Here is a 21,261-nt window from a genome sequence, read left to right on the forward strand (position 1 = left end):
GGCTAGTGCTCGCGCCTGTGCCGCTTCCCGTTCTGGCCGCCCCTGCGGCGGCCGCGCTTCCGGAGTTCCGCATGCCCCCGCCGATCCGCCTGTCCGCCGCCTTACTGCTCGCGCTTTCGTCCACCGCCGCGGCTGCCGCCGAACGCGTCGACTTGCTGATCCGGCATGCCAACGTGATCGACGTCGCCGACGGCCGGACCCGCGCCGACCAGGCGATCGCCGTGCGCGGCGATCGCATCGTCGCCATCGTCGACGACGCCAAGGCCAAGCGCTACCAGGCCGCGCAGACCGTCGAAGCCCAGGGCAAGTACGCGATTCCGGCGCTATGGGACATGCACGTCCACTTCGGCGGCGGCGACAAGCTGATCGAAGAGAACAAGAACCTGCTGCCGCTGTATCTCGCCCACGGCATCGCCGCGGTGCGCGACGCCGCCGGCGACCTCAGCCCGAGCGTGTTCGAGTGGCGCGACGCGATCGCCGCCGGCCGCCTCGACGGCCCGACGATCTATACCTCGGGCCCGAAACTGGAAGGCTACAAGTCGATCTGGCCCGGCGACATCGAAGTCGGCAATGCCGCCGAGATTTCCAAGGCGCTCGACCGACTGCAGGGCTGGAAGGTCGATTTCGTCAAGATCACCGACAACACCTTGTCGCCGGAGCTGTTCCTCGACGCCCTCGAGCAGGCGCACGCACGCGGCCTGCGCACCTCGGCGCACGTGCCGTTCACCCTCACCATCGATACGGTCAGCGCAGCCGGGCTCAGTTCGATCGAACACATCGACTACGCCTACAAGGCCGGCTCGCCGCAGGAAGCCGAGATCGGCGCGATGGTCGCGCGCGGCGAGATAGACAGCCGCGAAGGCTGGAACCGGATCCAGGCCAGCTTCGACGAGGACACCGCGCGTGCAGCCTATCGGCGCCTGGCCCAACGCGGCACCGCGGTCACCCCGACCCTCAACGGCAGCTTCGTTACTACTTATCTGGATCGCGACGACCACCGCGGCGATACCTATCTGCGCTATATCGGCCCCGGCCTGCAGGCGACCTACGCCTGGCGCGTCGAACGCGCGGCCAAGGACGACGCTGCGGCGATCGAGCGCCGCCACCAACGCTATGAACGCAGCGCAGCGATCCTGCCCTTGTTGCAGTCCTCCGGGGTCGCGATCCTCGCCGGCACCGATGCGGGTTTCCTGAACTCCTTCAATTACCCCGGCATCGGCCTGCACGACGAGTTGCAGCGCTTCGTCGACAACGGCCTGACCCCGTTGCAGGCGCTGCAGGCGGCGACCATCAACGGCGCCCGCTTCCTCGGCCAGGAGCGCCTGCACGGCCGCCTCGCCGCCGGCAAGGCCGCCGACATCGTCCTGCTCGACGCCGACCCGTTGCGCGACATCGCCGCGACCCGACGCATCGACAGCTTCGTGTTGCGCGGCAAGATTCACGACCGCAAGGCGCTGGACGCGATGCTGGAAGAGGTGCGCAAGAAGGTGGCGGCGCAGACCGCGCCGTAGCCTTTGTAGGAGCGACGTCCTGCTGGATTTCCTTCGGTCATGAGTCGCGACCGAGAATCGTGTTTGCGCGCTCGTTGCGAGGTCGGTCGCGGCTCGCACCGCTCCTACCCTTGAAGCCCGCCGGCTCGTCCCTCAACGCCGGAACTTCTGCGGCGTGGTGCCGCTGAACTGCTGGAACATGGCGATGAAGGCCGAAGCGCTGGCATAGCCCATCGCCACCGCCACCTGTTGCACGCTGCGGCCCTGCTCCAACAACGGGATCGATTGCTGAAAACGCAGACGCTGGCGCCATTGGCTGAACGACATGCCGAGTTCGTCGCGGCAGCGCCGGCTCAGGGTGCGCTCGGTGGTGTGCACGCGCTGCGCCCACTGCTCCAGGGTGGTGTTGTCGCCGGGATGATGCTGCAAGGCATCGAGGATCGGCCCGAGCAAACGGTCTTCGCTCTGCGGCACGAAGCGCGACAGCATCGGCGTGGCCAGCAACTTGTCGATCAAGACCCGCGCCAGGCGCCGGTCGGCCACGGTGTCGGGCACTTCGATGCCGCGATCGAACAAGTCCTCGACCCCGGCGATGAACAAAGGATGCAGACGCACGATGCCCGGCGCTTTCGGCAGCATCGGCGTGTAGCGCTCGGCGATATTGATCAGGCGGCACTGTACCTCGCGCCGGTTGTGCGAGCTGTGGTCCATCTTCGGCGGGATCCACACCGCGTAGCCGGGCGGCGCGAAGAACGGCTGCTCCTCGATCAGGAAGGCCATGCTGCCGGACTCGACGAAGGCCAACTGGCCCCAGGGGTGCTGATGCAGGGCGCTCTCGGTATCGACCGCCAAGGCCTCGTAACGCAGCAGCAGGGGGCCCGGCAGGGAGCGGTAGGGATAGTGGAAGCGGCGGCTGTTGCGCATCTTGTCCGGGCCTCGCTACGGCTTGTCTGGTTATCGACATCTGTCGATTACCCGACATTCTAGAATGAGCCGCCCCACGTTGTACGGAACACCGCAATGCATTTGTTACTGCCGATCCTGGCCACGCTGATCTGGGCCGGCAACACGATCGTCAACAAGCTGTCGGCCGGCGCGATCGAGCCGGCGGCGATTTCGTTCTACCGCTGGCTGGTCGCCCTGCTCGTCCTCACGCCCTTCATGCTGCCGCGGGTGTGGAAGCTGCGCGCGCAGGTGCGTCCGCACTGGCGCAAGTTGATCGTGCTCGCCGCGCTCGGCATGGTCATGTACCAGTCGCTGGCCTACTTCGCCGCGCACAGCGTCAGCGCCATGTCGATGGGCCTGATCGTCGCCGCGATTCCGCCGATGACGATGGTAATCGGCATGTTCGTGCTGAAGACGCGTCCTTCGCCGGGCATGTTGATCGGCGCGTTGATTTCCTTCGCCGGCCTGAGCTGGCTGCTCAGCGGCGGGCACCCTGCGCGATTACTGCAGCAGGGCCTGGGCCGCGGCGAACTGATGATGCTGCTGGCCGCGTCCTCGTACGCGCTGTACGGCGTGCTGGTGAAGCGCTGGGCGCTGCCGATCCCGAACGGCGAATCGCTGTACCTGCAGATCCTGTGCGGCAGCGTGCTGTTGCTGCCGGGCTTCCTGCTGGCGCCGTCGGTGGCCTTGACCGCGCAGAACCTGCCGCTGGTGCTGTACGCCGGTCTGCTGGCCTCGACCGTGGCGCCGTGGTTCTGGATGTACGGCCTGCTGCGCCTGGGCGCGGACAAGACTTCGGTGCTGATGAACCTTACCCCGGTGTTCACTGCCGTGTTCGCCGTGCTGTTCCTCGGCGAGCCCTTGCAGACCTATCACTGGATCGGCGGCGTACTGACCTTGCTCGGCGTCGCGACCGCCCAGGCCTTGCGCCAGCGTCCGGCGGCGCCGGTTCGCGCGCAGGAATGCGCGAGCTGACGGCCACGACTGCTTGGCTTGGGTAGGAACGGCGTCCTTCTGGATTTCTTTCGTTCACAAGACACGACCGGTCTGCGGACGGTCCCTCGCGGCCTGCCGCAGGTCGCGGCTTACGCCGCTCCTACCCTCGAACGGCTCCTCGCTCCGCTCGCCGCCATGTGCGCATCGCCATTGTGAGCCTCGTCAAGTTCGGCATTGACACTCGCTGTTAGGGTCGTGACATGTCGTCGCCACCCGACATCGAAACATCGGCCTCGCGGTCCGGTCAGCGCCTGCTCTGGGCCGCGCTGATCGTCGCCACCGCGCTCGTCGTCGCGCTCGGCTGGCAGGTCGGGCGCCTGCGCGACGATCAACAATGGCTGGTCGATCGCGTCACCCAACCCTATGTCGGCATGTACGTGCCGCGCGTCGCCCTGCAGTCGCTGGACGGGCGCGCGCGCGAGCTCGGCCAGCCGCCCGGCGACAGCCAGGTGGTGTTTTTCTTCACCACCACCTGCCCGCATTGCCGCGCCTCGCTGCCGCAGCTGAAACTCGCCGCGTCGCAGTTGCAGGCCGCTTCCGGCGGCGGCGCCGAACTGATCGGCGTGGCCTTCGCCTCGCCCGAACAGACTCGCCGTTATGCCGACGAACACGGGCTCGACTTTCCCTTGATCGCCCACGACGACCGCCGCACCTCGGCGCTGTTCCGCGCGCGCAAAGTGCCGTCGCTGCTGGTGATCGGCCGCGACGGGCGGGTCCGCTACCAGCACGTCGGCGCGATCAACAGCAAACAGACCTTGCAGGAACTGCTGCGCGCAGTGCGGCCCGCGTCGCCGTCGCGCGCCGCCGTGCAGGCCGCGGTCGCCGCCCCGGCGGTGCCGCGATGAACCATGCAGCGTCGAGGGACTCGACGCTGCGGCGGGTGCCCCGGCATCCGCCAACGACGCGGCCCTGGCCGCGTGCCCCGGCCGGACCGGCATCGTGCCGGGCTCCGGCGTATCCGCCGCGGTCTTGGGAGAGGGCGCGGCGAACATCGACAGGAGCTCAGTAATGAAGAAGCGCAATCGTGGTGTCCGTGTCGTCCTCGCCGCCCTGCTGTTCTCCGCGGCGATGGGCTTCGGCGCCTTCCAGGTGATCGCCGGCAACGGTGACGCACCGGCCCAATCGGAATCGTGCAACTCGTTCGCTTGTCGCAGCGAGTGCCCGGAATTCGGCGGCGAACTCGGCCCCGGCGGCCCGGGCCGTCCGCTGGTCTGCTATTGCTGCGGCTGATCCCCCTCGGCCGCAAGCGTCTGCCGGCCGCAGGGGGGTGGCCCCCGGCCGGCTTTTTTTATTCCGCATCCGCCTTGAAGCGGAGCCCGGCATCGGTCGCGACGGTCGGCGCCTGGCTGCCGCCCAGGTACGAGACCGGCGTGTGCGCCAGCCCCACGCAAAATCGGTTGTTTGCCGGCCACCCCGGCATCCGATCAAGCCGATTCGATGCCGTGTCACTGAAATTCGTGATCCAGCACACACGGATGCGTGACATTTTGCTAGCTTGCGCATGGATTCAGTGAACTCCCCGCCTGACGTCGCGATGGGGCGCGACGACACCGGCGGCCTTTCGCCTGTTGCGCCGGCTCGTAACGAGCGGCGGTTACGGATGACGGGGCACGCATGAAGCCTTCATGCGCCTTTGGCCCCGCACATCGACCGCCCCAATCTCACGAGCGTGCCCTGCGATGCATCAACGCATCGACCGGATCAAGAACCTGGCATCGGTATCGCAGTTCCGCATCGGCGCGCTGTTGGTACAGCCCGATCGTCTGTCGATCGTCCGCGAAGGCGTAACCACCGCGCTCGAACCGCGCATGATGGAAGTGCTGGTCGCCCTGGCCGAGCGCGCGGGCGAAGTCATCAGCGCCGAGCAACTGCTGATCGAGATCTGGCGCGGCACCTTCTACGGCGACAACCCGGTCCACAAGACCATCGCCCAGTTGCGGCGCCGACTCGGCGACCGCAGCCGCGAACCCGACTACATCGAGACCATCCGCAAGCGCGGCTATCGCCTGGCTGCGCGGGTCAGCTTTCCCGACGACTACCGCAGCGGCCTGCCGCGCGCGGCGGCGTGGACCGAGGGCAGCCCTTACGTGGGTCTGCGTTCGTTCGACCAGGCCCATGCCGGGGTGTTCTTCGGCCGCGGCCGCGCGACCGCCGAGTTGCTCGCGACCTTGCGCGAACAAGTCGACAGCCAACGCCGCTTCGTCCTGGTCTCCGGCGCCAGCGGTTGCGGCAAGACCTCGCTGCTGCGCGCCGCGGTGATGCCGCTGTTGCAGCAGGACGGCGGTTTCGACGGTCTGCATGCGCTCAGCAGCGTCTACTTCGACCTCGGCGCCTGCCGCGGCGGCGACCTGCTCGCGCGTTTGGCGCAGGCCTTGTGCGGCTGGTCGTTGCTGGGGCGGCCGGTGTTCCTGGAGACCGAGACCGAGGCGCTGGAACAGCAGTTGCGCGCCGCGCCCGAACAGGTCCACGCCCGCATCGAAGACGCCTTCCTGCGCATGACCGGGCATCGCGCCGAACGCGCCCACCTGTTGCTGGTGATCGACCACAGCGAGGCCGTCGTCGCCGAACCGGCCATCGACGCCCGCGACCGCAGCGATTTCGGCGCGGCGATGGCGGCGCTGTGCGGCTGCAGGCACGTCGCCGCGATCGCGATCACCCGCAGCGATTTCTATCCGCGCCTGATCGAAGCCGTGCCCGGCCTGGCCGAACTCAAGGCCGGCGACGGCCATATCGATCTGTTGACCCCGCGCGTGGGCGAGATCGGCCAGATCATCCGCGCCCCCGCCGCGCTGGCCGGCCTGAGTTTCGAGGAAGACCCGGAAAGCTCGATCCGGCTCGACGACGTGCTGCGCGACGCCGCCGCCGAGCATCCCGATTCGTTGCCGTTACTGCAGCACACCCTGCAGGCCTTGTACGAGCGCCAAGACGAAGGCGGCGTGTTGAGCCTGCGCACTTACCGCGAGCTCGGCGGGCTGGAAGGCGCGCTGGCGCACCGCGCCGAACAGGTGTACGCCGACTTGCCGGCGACCGCGCAAGCCAGCCTGGAACGCGTGCTCGCGGCCTTGATCGTGATCCGCCCCGACAGCGATGCGATCACCGCGCGACGAGTGCTGTGGTCGGCGCTCGACGATGCCGCGGCACGCGAGCTGGCCGAAGCCTTCGTGCGCGCGCGGCTGTTCGTCGGCGAACTCAGCGGCGGCGAGCCGGGCTTCGGCGTCGCCCACGAGGCGCTGTTGCGGCAGTGGCCGCGCGCGCGCGAATGGGCCGGCGACAACCGCCAGTTGCTGCAGGCGCGCGAACGCCTGCAGCGCGCGGCGCGGCGCTGGGCCGGCGAAGGCCGCCGTTCCGATCACCTGCTCAATCCCGGCCGCCCGCTGGCCGAAGCGCGCGAGGCCGCGCGCCGTCTGCCGGCCGACCTGGCCGCGGCCGACCTCGAATTCCTGCGCGCCAGCGAACGCCAGCAACGGCGCAAGCAATGGCTGCGGGTCGGCGCGATCGGCGCCCTGGCGGCGCTGACCCTGGCCTCGGTCGGCCTGGGCCTGCAGGCCTTGCAAGCGCGGCGCGAAGCCGAACAACGCCGCGACCAGGCTCAGCAACTGGTCGGTTTCATGCTCGGCGACCTCGCCGAACAACTGCGCCCGATCGGCAACCTGCAACTGCTCGACAGCGTCGGCAGCCAGGCCCTGACCTATCTGGAACGCATGCCGGAAGCCGACATGCAACCGCGCGAACTGGTCAACCATGCGCGCGCCCTGCGCACGGTCGGCGAAGTACTGATGAACCTGGCCCGGTTCGACGAGGCCAACGCCGCCTTCGAGCGTGCCGCCGAAGCGGTGGCGCGGGCGCGCCGGGAAACCCCCGACTCGCTGGAGGCCCTGGCCGAATCCGGCACGGTCGCCTACTGGCAGGGCTATTACGACTTCCGCCAGAAACGCATGGACCCGGCGCACGCGCATTGGCTCGACTATCTGCGCGCGGCCGAGCAATTGGTCGCGCGCGCGCCGACCGACCCGCGCTGGCAGCTCGAACTGTCGTATGCGCTGAACAATCTCGGCACCCTGGCCAACAGCCGCCAGCGCACCGACGAGGCCGCGGAACTGTTCGCGCGTTCGGTCGCGATCAAGCGCGAGCTGCTCGCCCGCAAGCCCGACGACAAGTCGCTGCGTTACGAACTGGTCGACAGCCTGTCCTGGCTCAGCACCGCGCAGGAGTCGCGCGGTCAACTCGAAGCGGCCGCCGCCGGCTACGCCCTGCAGACCCGGATGCTGCGCGAACTGGTCGCCGACGAACCCGACGCCAATGCCTGGCGACGCAAACTCGCGACCGCGTTGTTGCGCAGCTCGATCCTGGCGCTGGATCGGGGCCGGATCGAGGAGGCCGCTCGCGATGCCGAGGAAACCCGGTCCCTGTTGCGCCAACTGGTCGAGCAGCAACCCGACAACCGCACCTGGCGCCGCGACCTCGCCCATGCCCAAGCCCACGCCGGCTGGATCGACGCGTTGCGCGGCGCGCATGCGCCGGCCGTCCAGCAAATGCGCGAAGCGCTGAGCACCTTGGCGCCCTTGCTCGCGCAAGCGCAATCCTTGCCGGAGTGGCGGCGGCTCGACGCGGTCGTGCGCCTGCGCCTGGCCCAGGTGGAGAGCGCTGCCGCAACGACGCCGTGGCCGGCGCAGATCGACCGCGCCGTGGCCGACCTCGAAGCCCTGCACTCGGGCGGCAGCGACGCCGCCAGTCTGTCGACCCTGGCGCGCGCCTTGGTTTCGCGCGGCGAACGCCTGGCCGCGGTGGGCCAACGCGAGCGCGCCGAGGCCGACTGGAAGCGCGTGCGCGGGCTGCTCGCGGCGAGCGCGCCGCAGTCGCGCGATCGCTTCCTGCTCGACACCTGGATTCGCGCGCAGATCCACCTCGACGCCCACGCCGACGTTGCGCGCCAGATCGAATGGCTGCGCCGCAGCGGCTACCGCCACCCGGATTTCATCGCCTTCTACGCTCCACCCACCCGCCAGGAAGCCCTGCAATGACTCAGAAGTCCAAGAACAAGACCAAGACCAAGCCGGCCACGCTCGAGATCGAACTCACCGTCGCCCATGTGGTGTTCGGCGGCAACGCCGCGCAAGGCCGTTACTTCTACAGTTTCTCGCCCGACGTAGTCACCGTCGGCAAGGACCAGAGCCCGGTCAAGATCACCTACCGCCTCGAAAAAGAAGTGTCCAAGGATCTTAAGATCGAGGGCGTGCTGAACTCCGACGCCAAGGACCAGATCTACGACACCAAGATCGCCGCCGACGGACGCAGCGCCAGCATGATGAACCGCAACGACACCCAGACCCTGATCTTCTTCTCGGTGCTGGTGCGCGACCACAAGCGCGGCGTCCTGGTCGCCTGCGACCCCCAAGTCGGCAACGACCCGGAAATCACCCCGCAGGCCGGCAAGCGCAAGCGCTGACCCGCCGCGGCCTGTCGACGGCGCTGCGCCCGCACCGCGAGCGCAGCGGCGACCGACCGCCGGAAACCGCAGCGGCCGTTACCCAACGGCCGCTGCCCATGTTGGCGGTTCGACCGCCTCGTTCGTCTCCCGCTTCGGCACCGATCCGGCGCTGTCGCCCGGCGGCCGGCAGAAGACTCTGGATGTTCGGCCATCGCCGGAGAAGAGCCGAGCCCGCCTTTGCGGGAATGACGGGTTATCGGCGGCCGCGCCGCAATGCCGGCCACTGCCCGGCCCACGTCGCGAACGACGCAAAGCGGCCAGAACCCGCGCCGACGACGGCGAGCGAACCTGTTCGTTCGCCTCCGGCAAGGCGCGACCTGTTGCACCAAAGCATTGATCGCACAAGGAAAAACCGACCGTAAGGTTGCCGTAAGGCAGACCGGAAGCGCTGCGAGGAATCTGCGCTCACCCGGACCGCCGCGTGCCGCCGCCGGGACCGATGCGCCGGCCGGCGCACGGTGTCCGGCACGAACCCGCCCCGGCGGATTCGCAGGAGCCCGGCCATGTCCGATTCCGACTATCCCTACACCTTGTCCGGCGACGGCGGCGACACGCTCGACTCGCAGGACGACATCGGCCCGCTCTCGCAGTTCCGCCACGGCGCCCAGGACCGGCGCCTGCTCGAACTCGCCCGCCTCGATGCCGGCCTGGCCGCCAACAACGATTTCGACGACAAGCCCTGGGGCCTGCTGTACCGGGCCCTGACCGATTCGATCGACGTCTCGCCGGACGACTTCCAACTGGTCTATCCGTCGACGCGTTGGGACTGGCCGCTCACCCAGGCCGGTTTCATCAGCGCCGCCCAGCACGACTTCTGCGCGACCGCGCCGCGCTGGAGCGCGATCGGCGCTTACGTCTCCAGTGGCGACCCGGTGCACCAGGCCTATCAGCAGTTCCTCAACGTGATCCCGGCCGCGACCGAATACCCGAGCCTGCGCCAGCACCTGCACGACGCCGACGACGAACTGGTCGTGGCGACCAACCACTACACCCTGGCCACGACCTCGGCCGCCTCGGCCTACGCCAATCAAGTCGCCGACAACGAGCCCTGCTTCAGCGAGTGGCTGGGCCGCAGCGGCGGCCGTGGTTACCAGGCGCGCATCGTCGCCGCCGAGACCGCGATGAACCAGGCGCAGGCGCACTACTCGGCCTTGATCGCGCAGTGCGACGCGGTCGAACTCGGCGCGGCCCAGCGCCGTTGCGGCAGCGACGACTTTCACGTCCGCCTGGCCGATCTCAACCTGATCAAGATGGCCAAGGTCCCCGACTGGCAGGTCGAACACGACGCCGCCGACTGGGTCGCACGGGTCCAGGCCGGTCACGGCCCGGCCGGCGCCACCGTGGGTTTCAGCAACCGCGAGGCGCCCTACGATTTCGGCCGCAGTTGGGCCGGGCGCCAGGGCAAGATCCGCCAGTTGTTCTGGCAGGTGCGCATCAACGGCCGTTGGGAGCGCATCGACGAATTCGAGTTCGACAACCAACTCGAACTGTCGCTGGATTTCCAGGCGGTCGACCGGATCCGCATCGCCCCGGGCGGCTGGTACGACGGCGAATTCGCCCGCAGCATGATCGACGGCCCCTTCGTCCACGGCTACAGCCCGTTCGGCGACGAACGCGGCCAGGCGGTGTTCGGCGAAAAGGGCTTCTTCGGCCTGGTCAAGAGCGGCATGGTCGTCGGCTACAAACCGAGCTTCAGCATCCGCACCACCACCTCGACCTTCCGCCGCTTCGCCAACGTCTTCAAGTTCGCCACCGGCTTGCGCATCGGCCCCTTCACCCTCGAAGCCGAAGGCGGCAGCGCGCGCGCCGGCTGGAAAGCCGACCCGGCGAGCCTGAGCTTCACCGGCACCACCACCTCGGAGGTGCCCTTGATCATCGGCGTGACCATCGCCGAGCTGCCGAACGCTTGAGCCTCGACCGCGCGCCGCGGCCAACAAGCCGCGCGAGCGCTCACGGACCGCGCAAGACCCAGCCGCAGTAACGGCCCGAGCAGGCGCCGCTGGAGGCATCGAGCAGCACCACGTTGCCCAAGTCGCCGCGCGGACGTTCGATCATCGCCGGCAATACCAGGATCGCCGGCGCGGAGCGGTCCAGCCCGCGCGGAAGATCGAAACCGCGCGCGATGCGATAGCGCGGCCAACCGGCGATGCGGGCATCGAAGGATTTTTGTCCGGCCGCCCCAACGCGCGCACGCCAGTGACTGAGGTCGAGCGGGCCGGCGACGACCAGGGCGCCACGACGCCAGGGAGTGGCCAGCAGCGCGGTCGTGCTCGGCGCGGCCTTCGCGCCGCGAAAAGCGACCGCGTCCAAGGCATCCGACAAGCGCGGGATCGTCGACAGATCGTCGGGCGCGGGCTCGACTGCGACACCGGCGCCGGTGCCGACCATCTTCTGCATCGTCGCTACCGCCGGCGGCAGGGACGGCAGCGGCCGGCGCGCCATCACCCGCACCGCGGCCGGGATCGACAGCCCATGCAGTTCCATCGCCACCTCCTGCGCGCGCGCCTGCAGGATCTGGAAACGCGGCGCGGCCTCGGCCCCGCCGGCGACGTCGATGCGTTGGCGCACCGCGCGCGAACCGGCGGCACGGCCGACTTGTTCGGCTTCGATCATCAAGGCGCCCAGGGCCAGGTCCGGCTGGTCGTAGAGCCAGGTCCAGGCCAGGCCGCGCCAGGCGCCGTCGAAGGTCGGGTTGGTGCGCAAGGCCTGCAGGAAATTCGCCCGCGCCGCGTCGCGCTGGCGGCGCAGGCTTTCGGCATCGACGATGTCGAGCGGCCGCTCCGCAGCGGCGCCATAGCGGCCGAGGCCGTCCATGAAAGCGCCGAGCCGCCAGATGCCGAGCTCGCGCGGCGGCAATGCGCGCGAAGGGTCGGCCGCCACCGCCGCGGACAAATAGTGCTCGATCGGCTCGATGCGCTCGGCGCCGGCGCCCGGCTGCAAGGCCGCCGAGGCTTCGCGATACAACCGCATCGCACCGTCGTAGCGGTCGGCATCGCGCTTCGCGTTCGATCCCTGCGCCTGCACCGCGATCATCGCGAGCTGCTGGCGATAGAAGGAATCGCCGTGCGCGGCGCTGCTCGCGGCGCCGCGGATCAGGGCATCGATCTCGGCCTCGCGTTCGCGCGCCGAACGCGGCGGCGGCGGCGAGACCGCCGCGGGCGCCGGCGACGCCAGCGCATCGGCCATCGCCGAAGGCTCGGCGGGCGCGGCCGGCACGCCGCCGACGATCGCATCGGCGGGGAAGCGCTGCGCGTTGCGCGCCGGCGCGACCAGGATCGCGACCACGGCGAACGCCGCCACCACCACGCCGATGCGCAGTTCGCGGTCGTTGTGCTCGATCGAGCGCATCAGCACCGCGATCAGGCTGGGCACCGCCGCCATCAACAAGGCGAGGTTGAACCAGCGCTCGTCGCGGCTGTGCAGCGGCGAGGACACCCAATGCCCGGCCACGTCCATCGCCCACAGCGGCAAGGACATCAACCAGCCGGTGAACGGCGCCAGCAGGATCAAGGTGAAGAACAGCAGCACGGCCAGCTTGCCCCAGGCCATGCGGGTGTAGCGGAAACGCTGCAAGGGCTTGGGCCGGCTCATCGGTTCTTGAGCATCCTCGGCAGGACCAGCATGAACACGCCGCAAGCGGCCAGAAAACCGGCGCCGAGCAAGGTCATCAGGATCGCGTTCATCCAGCCGTCGAGCGCGGCCGCGCCCGAGCTCGGCAGCAACTGGGCGTACAAGGCCTGCACGAACTGAGCGATCCGGGCGAACGACCAGGGCAGCGCCACCGCCAGGCTGACCCGCACTGCGATGCCGATTCGCGACGACCAAGGCTTGCTCGCGACGGCCGCGCCAGACCCGCGTGGCCACCAGGACCGCTGCGCCTGCGCCACGTTCTGCGCAGTCTGCGCCTGCATCTGCGCCTGCATGCGGGTCAGTTGCGCCTGCATCTGGGCCATCTGCGCGGCGGTCACCGCAGAAACCGGCCCGCGCGCCCCGCGCCGACCGCCCGAAGGCTCCGGCCGCGGATTCGGTTTCGGCCGCGGCTTGGCGTTGCGCGCGGTCTTCGCGATCAGCTCGGCGCGCACGCAGGACGCGCACGGCTGGCTGGCGTAGTGCTGATGCTCGCGATTGCGCGCGCACACGACCAGGCGCCCGCTCGAAGGCTGCGCATAGCTGCGCAAAGCGCGGCTCCACTCGGCCGCGCTCGGCCGCTGCTCGCCGTCCTTGCCGAAGGCGCGGTCGAACAACTCGCGCAGCTCCAGCGGGATCGCGGCATGCGCGCTGACCGGGCTCGGCGTCATCATCCGATGGGCGCGCAGGCCGTAGGCGTAATGCCGCTCGCGGATGCGCGCCGGGATGTCGGTCGGCACGCGGTCGGAAGCCGGCCGGCCGCTGTAGGGATGGATGCCGAAGTTCAACAACTGGAACACGACCACGGCCAGGGCGAAGCGGTCCTGGGTTTCCTCGCCGTCCGGACCGAGCTTGCGCGCCTGGAACTCCGGGGCGAGGTAATCCGGCGTGACCTGCGGCGCAGAGAAACGTTTGCCCTGACCCTGGATGCTGAAGCCGTCGCAGTCGAGCAAGGCGATGTACAGCGATGCGCGATAGAAGCGCAGGTTGACCGGCTTCAGGTCGACCACGTAGTGATGCTGCGCGTGCAGCGCGGCAAGCACCGCGCTGAGGTTGGCGGCCAGCGTGACCTTGGCGCCGAGCCCGACCGGCAGCCCGGCCGCGCGCGCCTGCCGCTCCTGCAGCACCTGTTCGAGTTCGGAGGTCGACTTCACGTCGAGCGCCGGCATGGTGAAACCGACGAAACGCCCGCGCTCGTCGCGCACCACCGCATGCGGCCAGGCGATCTGGACGTAACGCTTGCCGCCCTCGACCTGGTCGGGCAGATGCGGGCGCAGTTCCAGCATCGCCTCGATGCGGTCGGTATAGCTCGGCGGGTCGACGCGCTCGTGATAGATCTTGGCGACGCTGTGAGCGTCGTCGGGCAGCAGGTATACGCTGCCCGCGCCGCCGCTCTTGATCAGCGCGCCCAGCGTCGAGCGCCGAGGCCCGATCCGGATGCTGCTGCCGCTGCGCAGAGTCATGGCGCCCGGATCAGACCCGCAAGGCGATCAGCAGGGTCTTGTCGTCGGACGTGATGCCGTGCGTGCGCGGATCGTCGAGGGTACCGAACAAGGCGCGGCTGCCCGCGTCTTCGTCGACCGAGGCCAGATAACGCGCGACCGGATCGATGAAGGGCCGGTACAGGCCGGCATTGCCCTTTTCCATCGCGAACGGCATCGCGCCGTCGGACATCAGGTTCAAGCGAGCGACCGGGTACGGCACGGCCAGCACGCGCAAATGCTCGCGCCAGGCCTCGCCGGTGACGAAGTAAGTTTCGTTGGCGTACTCGCCGTTCTCCGGCGCCGACACGCGGGCGGCGTGGGTCTGCGCATCGGCCGCTTCGGCGACGCCGAGGCCGTCGCCGATATGGAAGAACCAGCCACGCTCCGCATCGCCGACGAAGCCGACCAGGGTCGCGGCATAACTCGACAACTCCGCCTGCGCTGCGCCGGCCACGGCGATCAGCGCGGCACGCGCGTCGAGCACCGCGGCTGCCGCCAGTTCGAACACCGCCTGCTCGCTCGTCGCCGAAGCATCGCCCTGCTGCGCCCAGGCCGCGGCCAGGTTGCGCACCACCGTGTCGGCGGTCAGGCGCGAACCGACGTCGCTCGACGCCGCCGAACCCGCGCCGTCGCAGACCACCGCCACCAGGACGTCGCCGTCGGCGTGGAAAGCGAACGCGTCCTGGCAGGGAATGCCTTTGTCGAGATGCGATTTTCCGGTGGCCGATGCCGCATAGATCCGCCAGCCCATGGCCCGGGACCCGCCGCTCAGGTCGGCACCGACGACCAGGTGTCGGTCGAGGGCAACTGCGCCTGACCGCCCGGCCGCGACTGCGACACCACCTGCATGCTCGCGCTGAGCCACAGGAACAATTCGCGGAACTGCAGACCCTGCAGGCGCTTCACGCCGGCCGCGCCCTTGCTGCTGAACTGGGCCATGACCTTGTCCTGCGAGCCTTCGCCGACCGCGATCGGGAAGATCGCGACCTTGTTGGCCTGCTCGGCGTCGCGCGCCTGCTTGGCCGCGGTTTCCCAGGCGTCGGTCGGCGAGCCGTCCGACATCAGGAACAGCCACGGCCGGGTGTAGGCGATGCCGGCCTGCTTGAAGCGCTGCTTTTCGTTTTCGACTTCGGCCAGGGCCAGTTCGATGGCGCGGCCTGTCGGCGTGGTGCCTTCGGCTTCCAGGGTCGGCGCGGTGAAATCCATCGCGTCGCACCAGTCGCCGACCACTTCGGCGGTGTCGAAACCACCGTAGCGCACCACCAGCACGCGCACGCGCTTGGCCGCGATCACGTCGGACTTGAGCTCCTGTTCGAGCAGCTTCAGGCCTTCGTTCAATTGCCGGACCGGCTCGCCGAGCATGCTGCCGGAGCAGTCGAGCACCAACACCAGCGGGGTGCGCTGCTCGGTGTTGTCGACCAGGGCTACATCGGGGATGACGGGCTGATTCATGGCATTCCTTTGCTGCATGGAGATAGGGGCCGAGTATAGCCACGAGCCGGGGTGGTCGGCGCGGGCCCAGGTCGCGGCGCGCCACATCGGCCTGCAAACGCCTGCGAACAGGCCCTGCGCGGCGGATACGGCCGCGCCTGCGTCGCGCCCATTCGCCGGGCCTAGGCGCGGCCCCGCTGCGGCGCGATACTCGGGCCATGACCGAGCCCGCCGCCCACGTCGCCGCCGCTGCCGATCTCGCTCCGCAGGCGCTCAGCCACGCCACCGCCCTGCCCGCGCGCTACTACGTCGAGCCGGCCATGGCCGCGCGCGACCGCGCCACCATCTTCGACCCCGCCTGGCAGTTGATCGCCCATGTCTGCCAGTTGCGCGACGCCGGCGATCACGTCGTCGCCGACTTCGCCGGTCTGCCGGTGATCGCGGTGCGCGGCGCCGACGACGAGATCCGCGTCTTCCACAACGTCTGCCGGCATCGCGCCGGGCCGATCGCGAGTTGCGACGGCCTGGCCGCGCGTTCGCTGCGTTGCCGCTACCACGGCTGGACCTACGGCCTCGACGGCGTGCTGCGCTCGGCGCCGGAGATGGCGCAGGCGCCCGACTTCGATCCGGCGCAGATCCGCCTGCCGCAGTTGCGGGTGCGGGTCTGGCAGGGGCTGGTGTTCGCCGCTTCGCATCCGAACCTCGATTTCGACGAGTTCGTCGCCGGCATCGATGCGCGCATCGGCACCCAACGCGGCCTCGAACACTACCGCCACCATCACCGGGTCGGTTACGACGTCGCCTGCAACTGGAAGGTCTACGTCGACAACTATCTCGAGGGCTACCACGTCCCGCACATCCATCCCGGCCTCAACCGCCTGCTGGATTACCGCAGCTACATCACCGAGACCGCGCGCTGGTATTCCTATCAATGGAGCCCGCTGGAAAGCGGCGACGGCCTGTACGGCAACGGCGACGCGCTGTACTACTGGCTGTGGCCGAACACCATGCTCAACATCCTGCCCGGGCGGCTGCAGACCAACCGGGTGGTTCCGATCGGCGTCGACCGTTGCCGGGTCGAGTTCGATTTCTACTACACCTCCGACGACTCGCTCGAGGCGCGCACGCGTCGCGAGGCCGACCTGGAATTCAGCGACGAAGTGCAGTTGGAAGACCTGACCATCTGCGCCGACGTGCAACGCGGGCTGGCCTCGGGCTCGTACGTGGCCGGACGCCTGAACCCCTTGCGCGAAAACGCCGTGCATCACTTCCAGGAGTTGTTGCGCGACGCCTATCGCGATGCCGGCCCGGCCGCGATTCCCGCCGCCTTGGTGGAGCGCTAGCCGCTTGCGGACCACGCCCGCGAGCGCACGCCCGCTGGGCCTGTGGACCGCGACGGCGCTGGTCGTCGGCAGCATGATCGGCAGCGGCGTGTTCCTGCTGCCGGCGGCGTTGGCGCCTTACGGCGGCGCCAGCCTGATCGGTTGGGCGATCACCTTGTGCGGGGCCTTGTTGCTCGCCTGGACCTTCGCCCGCATGGCGATGCGCTGGCCGCACAGCGGCGGGCCCTACACCTATGCGCATCGCGCCTTCGGCGACAGCGTCGGCTTCGTCGTCGCCTGGAGTTACTGGATCTCGATCTGGTGCGCCAACGCCGCCATCGCGGTGGCCTTCGCCGGCAGCCTCGGCGCGATTTCGCCGCAGCTGACCGCGACGCCCGCGCGTGCCGCGGCCTGCGCGCTGGCGGCGCTGTGGATCTGCGCCGGCGTGAACCTGGCCGGGGTACGCGAAGCCGGCCGCATGCAGCTCGTCACTACCGCCCTGAAATTGTTGCCGCTGTTGTTGTTCGGCGTGGTCGCGCTGTGGTGGCTCGATCCCGGCACGGCGTTTCGCCCGTTCAATCCCGGTGGCGGTTCATTGCCGCAGGTGGCCAATGCGACCGCGGCGCTGACCTTGTGGGCGCTGCTCGGCCTGGAAGCGGCGACCGTGCCGGCCGACGCCATCGCCGCCCCGGAACGCAACGTGCCGCGCGCGACCGTGATCGGGACCTTGCTCGCCGGCATCGCCACCATCCTCGCCTGCACCGTGGTGCTCGGCCTGGTGCCGGCCGAAACGCTGCGCCAATCGCCCTCGCCGATGGCCGATGCCGCGGCCTCGATCTGGGGCCCGGCCGCGGGCCTCGCCCTCGCCTCGGTCTCGGCGGTGTCTTGCTTCGGCGCGCTCAACGGTTGGACCTTGTTGTCGGGGCAACTGCCGCTGGCGGCCGCGCGCGACCGCGTGTTTCCGGCGTTCTTCGCCCGCGTCGATGCGCGCGGCACGCCCAGGCTCGGCATCGTGATCGGCGCCGCCCTGGCCAGTGCCCTGGTGCTGTCGAACTACAGCCGCACGCTGGTGCAGGTATTCACCTTCGCCATCCTGCTGTCGACCGCCGCGACCTTGCTGCCCTACGTCGCCGGCAGCGCGGCGTGGTTGCTGCGCGGCCAGGGCCGCAGCCGCATCGTCGCCGGCTTCGCCCTCGCCTTCAGCCTGTACGCGTTGTGGGGCATCGGCGCCGAGGCCTTGTCGTGGGGCGCGGTGCTGGTCGCGGCCGGACTGCCGGTGCATCTGCTGTTGCGACTGCGACGCTGAGCAGCACCGACCGGGCACACACAATGAGCGCTGGCGCACAAGTCGGCGCACCGCTCTCGCCGCGGTAACCGCGATGCCACGTTGCGCAAGCAGGCTGGGAGATCGGCCGCCCATCGATTCCCCCGAACGACTGCACGGATTACCCATGACCGACCAACAACGCCGCGACTTCCTGCGCAGCGCCGCCGGCGCCACCGCCACCGGACTCGCCCTCAACCTGTTCCCGCCAAGCATCCAGAAAGCGCTGGCGATCCCCGCCGCGCGCGTCACCGGCACCATCCACGACGTCAAGCACGTGGTGATCCTGATGCAGGAGAACCGCTCCTTCGATCACTACTTCGGAGCGATGCGCGGCGTGCGCGGCTTCGGCGACCGCTTTCCGATACCGCTGCCGAACGGAAAGCCGGTGTGGCACCAGCAGACCGCGCAAGGCCGCGAGATCCAGCCCTACCACCTCGACACCACGACCACGAGCGCGCAGCGCATCGGCGGCACGCCGCACACCTGGCCCGATTCGCAGGCGGCCTGGAACAACGGCCTGATGGACCGCTGGCTGCCGGCCAAGACCGAGCGCTCGCTCGGCTATTACCGCCAGGCCGACATCCCGTTCCAGTACGCGCTCGCCAACGCCTTCACCCTGTGCGATGCCTACCACTGCTCGCAGCAGACCGGCACCAACCCGAACCGCCTGTTCCATTGGACCGGCACCAACAACCCGGCCGCCGACCGCGGCGGCCCGGCGATCGTCAACACCTTCGACGACTACGGCCCGGCCAATGAAGGTTACTGGTGGACGACCTATCCCGAGCGCCTTGAGCAAGCCGGGGTCAGTTGGAAGCTGTACCAGGACATGGACGACAACTTCACCGACAACCCGCTCGAAGGCTTCCGCCAGTTCCGCGCGGCGTTGCCGGGCTCGGCCTTGGCCGAGAAGGCGCTCAAGACCTGGACCCTCGACGACCTCGCCGCCGACGTGCGCAGCGGCCGCCTGCCGCAGGTGTCGTGGCTGGTCGCGCCGGCGAAATACTCCGAGCATCCGGGGCCGTCGGCGCCGATCTGGGGCGCGGACTACACCGCGCGCGTGCTCGACGCCCTGACCGCCGACCCCGAGGTCTGGGCGCGCACGGTGCTGATCGTCAACTTCGACGAGAACGACGGCTTCTTCGACCACGTTCCGCCGCCGGCGCCGCCTTCGCTCGACGGCCACGGCGGCTATCTCGGCGGCTCCACCGTCGACCTGCGCGGCGAGCACCACCGCGCGCGCTCGGGCCCTTCGCACGGCACCTCCAACGACCCGCCGATCTACTACGACCGCCCCTACGGCCTCGGCCCGCGCGTGCCGACCTATGTGATCTCGCCGTGGAGCCGCGGCGGCTGGATCAATTCGCAGGTGTTCGACCACACCTCGGTGATCCGTTTCCTGGAACGCCGCTTCGGCGTCATGGAACCCAACATCAGCCCGTGGCGGCGCGCGGTCTGCGGCGACCTCACCAGCGCCTTCAATTTCGTCGACCCCAACCGCGAACCGATCCCGGCCTTGCCCGACACCAGCGACGCCGACCGCATCGTCGCCGAACAAAGCCGCTTGCCGGCGCCGAAACCGCCGACGGTGGCGAGCGCGGCGCAACAGGAACGCGGCATCAGGCCCTCGCGCGCCCTGCCTTACGACCTGCAAGTCGGCGAACGCATCGATGTCGGTGCACGGCGCGTGCGCCTGCACTTCGGCAACACAGGCCGCGCCAGCGCGGTGTTCCATGTCTACGACTTGCTCGACCCGAACGCGATCCCGCGCCGCTACACCGTCGAGCCCGACAAGTCCTTGCACGGCGAGTGGGCGCTCGACGGCGACGGTGCCCGCGCCTATGCCTTGCAGGTGTTCGCACCGAACGGCTTCTTCCGCGAGTTCCGCGGCTCCCTGCACGGCGCCAACCCCTCGGCGACGACCGTGCCGGACCTGCGCCTGCGCCGCCGCAAACTGATCCTGGCCTTGCGCAACACCACTCACAAACCGGTGCGGCTGAGCATCGCCGACCAATACGGTTTGTACGAAGCGCGCCTGGAACGCCTGGGCCCGGGCACCACCCGCCAGCGCCCGATCCGCCTCGACGAAAGCCACCAGTGGTACGACTTCGTGCTCACCGACGCCAACGACCCGGAGTATTACCGCCGCCTCGCCGGCCGCATCGAAACCGGCGCGCACGGCATCACCGATCCGGGCCTGATCTGAACGACCATTCGCGGGATCGCCGCTGAGAAATCGCCGATGCGAAACGAAACGGCCGCCCCGCGCGAATCGCGGGGCGGCCGTTATCTCCAACGGCTTACGATGCGGCCGTCAAAACGCCAGTCGGTAGCTCGCCGACACGCCCCAATCCGCATCGCCGCCCGACGAGGATGCGCGTGCGCCGACGCCGAGCACCGAACCGTTGCCGAAACGGTGGTCGAAGTCCACCAAGGCCTGCCCCCAGCTGCGGTCCAGTTCGCCGCCGGGCAGATCGAACCCGAACAGGTCGATGATCTCGCCGCGCGTGCCGCTGACCGTCTTGTCCAGACGGCGGACCGCTTCCAGCGACACCGTCAGTTCGTTGCTGCCGCCGATCCGGCCCGAGAACGCCGTGCCCAAGCGCGCATCGCGCGTCGTCCAATCGCTGCGCTCGAAGCGCGACGGGAAACCGCCGCCGTCTTCGCTGTAAGCATCCAGCTCGGTCTTGCTCCAGGTGTAGGACAGGTACGGCGAAACTCTCACCCTGCCCCACTGCGCCGCGTCCTTCCAGTCCAAACGCGCGCGCAGCGCCGCCACCTTCGCATCCGGCCGCGCCGACGAGGTATGCACATCGGTGCCATTGTAGTAACGACGCTGCGAATCGACATCGAACCGGCCGGAATAGCCCAGCAGGCTGCCCTGCCATTGTTCGCCGAACTTGAACGCCGCCTCGCCGAGCAGGTATTCGCCTTCGGACTTGCCTTGGCTGCCAAGGTCCCACTCCTGCCGCGCCTTGGCCTTGCCCAGGCCCAGGCCCAGGCGCGCCGGACCGAGGTCGGTGCAGACACCGACTTCCAACTGCTCAATGCGGGTTTTGCTCTCGTCGTAATCGGCCGCCTCGGCATTGGCCCAGGCGCAAGAGCCGTCGGACTCGCTCGCCAGGCCGTTATCGAGCAGCGAGCGATGGTG

General features: G+C 69.2%; 16 protein-coding genes. 10 read left to right on the plus strand and 6 right to left on the minus strand.

Annotated elements, in window-relative coordinates; all coding sequences use genetic code 11:
- The first annotated feature begins 71 nt into the window (after positions 1–71).
- Positions 72–1,511 carry an amidohydrolase family protein gene (locus tag ACTJJK_RS20210; protein ID WP_440731089.1) on the plus strand — a complete coding sequence of 480 codons (1,440 nt, stop codon included), beginning with the start codon at positions 72–74 and terminating at the stop codon, positions 1,509–1,511.
- Between the two features lie 132 nt (positions 1,512–1,643).
- On the opposite strand, the gene ACTJJK_RS20215 is transcribed toward ACTJJK_RS20210, so the two are convergent.
- Positions 1,644–2,414: a helix-turn-helix domain-containing protein gene (locus ACTJJK_RS20215; protein WP_440731090.1), complete on the minus strand. Its 771-nt coding sequence runs from the start codon at positions 2,412–2,414 to the stop codon at positions 1,644–1,646.
- A gap of 96 nt (positions 2,415–2,510) precedes the next feature.
- Between ACTJJK_RS20215 and ACTJJK_RS20220 the strand changes: the two genes are divergently transcribed.
- The 6 genes from ACTJJK_RS20220 to ACTJJK_RS20245 all read left to right on the plus strand — a co-directional run bounded on the left by ACTJJK_RS20220 (position 2,511) and on the right by ACTJJK_RS20245 (position 10,829).
- On the plus strand, positions 2,511–3,410 hold the full coding sequence (locus tag ACTJJK_RS20220; RefSeq protein WP_440731091.1) for a DMT family transporter: 900 nt from the start codon (positions 2,511–2,513) through the stop codon (positions 3,408–3,410).
- Between the two features lie 221 nt (positions 3,411–3,631).
- Entirely contained in the window at positions 3,632–4,276 is a 645-nt protein-coding gene (locus ACTJJK_RS20225) for a peroxiredoxin family protein (protein ID WP_440731092.1), read from the plus strand.
- A 163-nt stretch (positions 4,277–4,439) separates the two neighbouring features.
- Positions 4,440–4,661, plus strand: a complete 222-nt coding sequence (locus ACTJJK_RS20230; RefSeq protein WP_440731093.1) for a hypothetical protein — start codon at positions 4,440–4,442, stop codon at positions 4,659–4,661.
- A 449-nt stretch (positions 4,662–5,110) separates the two neighbouring features.
- Complete coding sequence (locus ACTJJK_RS20235; protein ID WP_440731094.1) at positions 5,111–8,452, plus strand: nSTAND1 domain-containing NTPase; 3,342 nt, start codon at positions 5,111–5,113, stop codon at positions 8,450–8,452.
- Complete coding sequence (locus ACTJJK_RS20240; RefSeq protein WP_031373083.1) at positions 8,449–8,877, plus strand: hypothetical protein; 429 nt, start codon at positions 8,449–8,451, stop codon at positions 8,875–8,877. The genes ACTJJK_RS20235 and ACTJJK_RS20240 overlap by 4 nt, the downstream gene beginning before the upstream one ends.
- A gap of 545 nt (positions 8,878–9,422) precedes the next feature.
- The gene (locus ACTJJK_RS20245) at positions 9,423–10,829 is read left to right on the plus strand and encodes a hypothetical protein (RefSeq protein ID WP_031373082.1); all 1,407 of its coding nucleotides are present in this window, start codon (positions 9,423–9,425) and stop codon (positions 10,827–10,829) included.
- A 40-nt stretch (positions 10,830–10,869) separates the two neighbouring features.
- Here ACTJJK_RS20245 and ACTJJK_RS20250 read toward each other — a convergent pair whose 3' ends face one another.
- Genes ACTJJK_RS20250 through ACTJJK_RS20265 form a run of 4 tightly spaced genes read right to left on the minus strand, consistent with a single transcriptional unit; the run spans position 10,870 to position 15,482 of the window.
- Positions 10,870–12,510 (minus strand): hypothetical protein, encoded by a 1,641-nt coding sequence (locus tag ACTJJK_RS20250; RefSeq protein WP_440731095.1) that lies wholly within the window; start codon positions 12,508–12,510, stop codon positions 10,870–10,872.
- Positions 12,507–14,009 carry a hypothetical protein gene (locus ACTJJK_RS20255; protein WP_440731096.1) on the minus strand — a complete coding sequence of 501 codons (1,503 nt, stop codon included), beginning with the start codon at positions 14,007–14,009 and terminating at the stop codon, positions 12,507–12,509. Before ACTJJK_RS20255 ends, ACTJJK_RS20250 begins: the two co-directional genes overlap by 4 nt.
- A 10-nt stretch (positions 14,010–14,019) precedes the next feature.
- Positions 14,020–14,781 carry a PP2C family serine/threonine-protein phosphatase gene (locus ACTJJK_RS20260; protein ID WP_031373079.1) on the minus strand — a complete coding sequence of 254 codons (762 nt, stop codon included), beginning with the start codon at positions 14,779–14,781 and terminating at the stop codon, positions 14,020–14,022.
- 17 nt (positions 14,782–14,798) lie between these two features.
- Positions 14,799–15,482: a vWA domain-containing protein gene (locus ACTJJK_RS20265; RefSeq protein ID WP_440731097.1), complete on the minus strand. Its 684-nt coding sequence runs from the start codon at positions 15,480–15,482 to the stop codon at positions 14,799–14,801.
- Positions 15,483–15,679: 197 nt separating this feature from the next.
- Here ACTJJK_RS20265 and ACTJJK_RS20270 point away from each other — a divergent pair, with 197 nt between their 5' ends.
- From ACTJJK_RS20270 to ACTJJK_RS20280, 3 genes are all read left to right on the plus strand, one after another.
- Positions 15,680–16,804 (plus strand): aromatic ring-hydroxylating oxygenase subunit alpha, encoded by a 1,125-nt coding sequence (locus tag ACTJJK_RS20270; protein WP_440731098.1) that lies wholly within the window; start codon positions 15,680–15,682, stop codon positions 16,802–16,804.
- A gap of 4 nt (positions 16,805–16,808) precedes the next feature.
- The gene (locus ACTJJK_RS20275) at positions 16,809–18,089 is read left to right on the plus strand and encodes an amino acid permease (protein WP_440731099.1); all 1,281 of its coding nucleotides are present in this window, start codon (positions 16,809–16,811) and stop codon (positions 18,087–18,089) included.
- Between the two features lie 145 nt (positions 18,090–18,234).
- Positions 18,235–20,316 carry a phosphocholine-specific phospholipase C gene (locus ACTJJK_RS20280; protein WP_440731100.1) on the plus strand — a complete coding sequence of 694 codons (2,082 nt, stop codon included), beginning with the start codon at positions 18,235–18,237 and terminating at the stop codon, positions 20,314–20,316.
- Positions 20,317–20,424: 108 nt separating this feature from the next.
- On the opposite strand, the gene ACTJJK_RS20285 is transcribed toward ACTJJK_RS20280, so the two are convergent.
- Positions 20,425–21,261 (minus strand): autotransporter domain-containing protein (locus ACTJJK_RS20285; protein ID WP_440731101.1); only part of this gene is annotated, 837 nt, incomplete at its 5' end.

Origin of the sequence: Lysobacter sp. 22409, from assembly GCF_052045105.1 — a bacterium.
GTDB classification, from domain to species: Bacteria; Pseudomonadota; Gammaproteobacteria; order Xanthomonadales; family Xanthomonadaceae; genus Lysobacter; species Lysobacter antibioticus_B.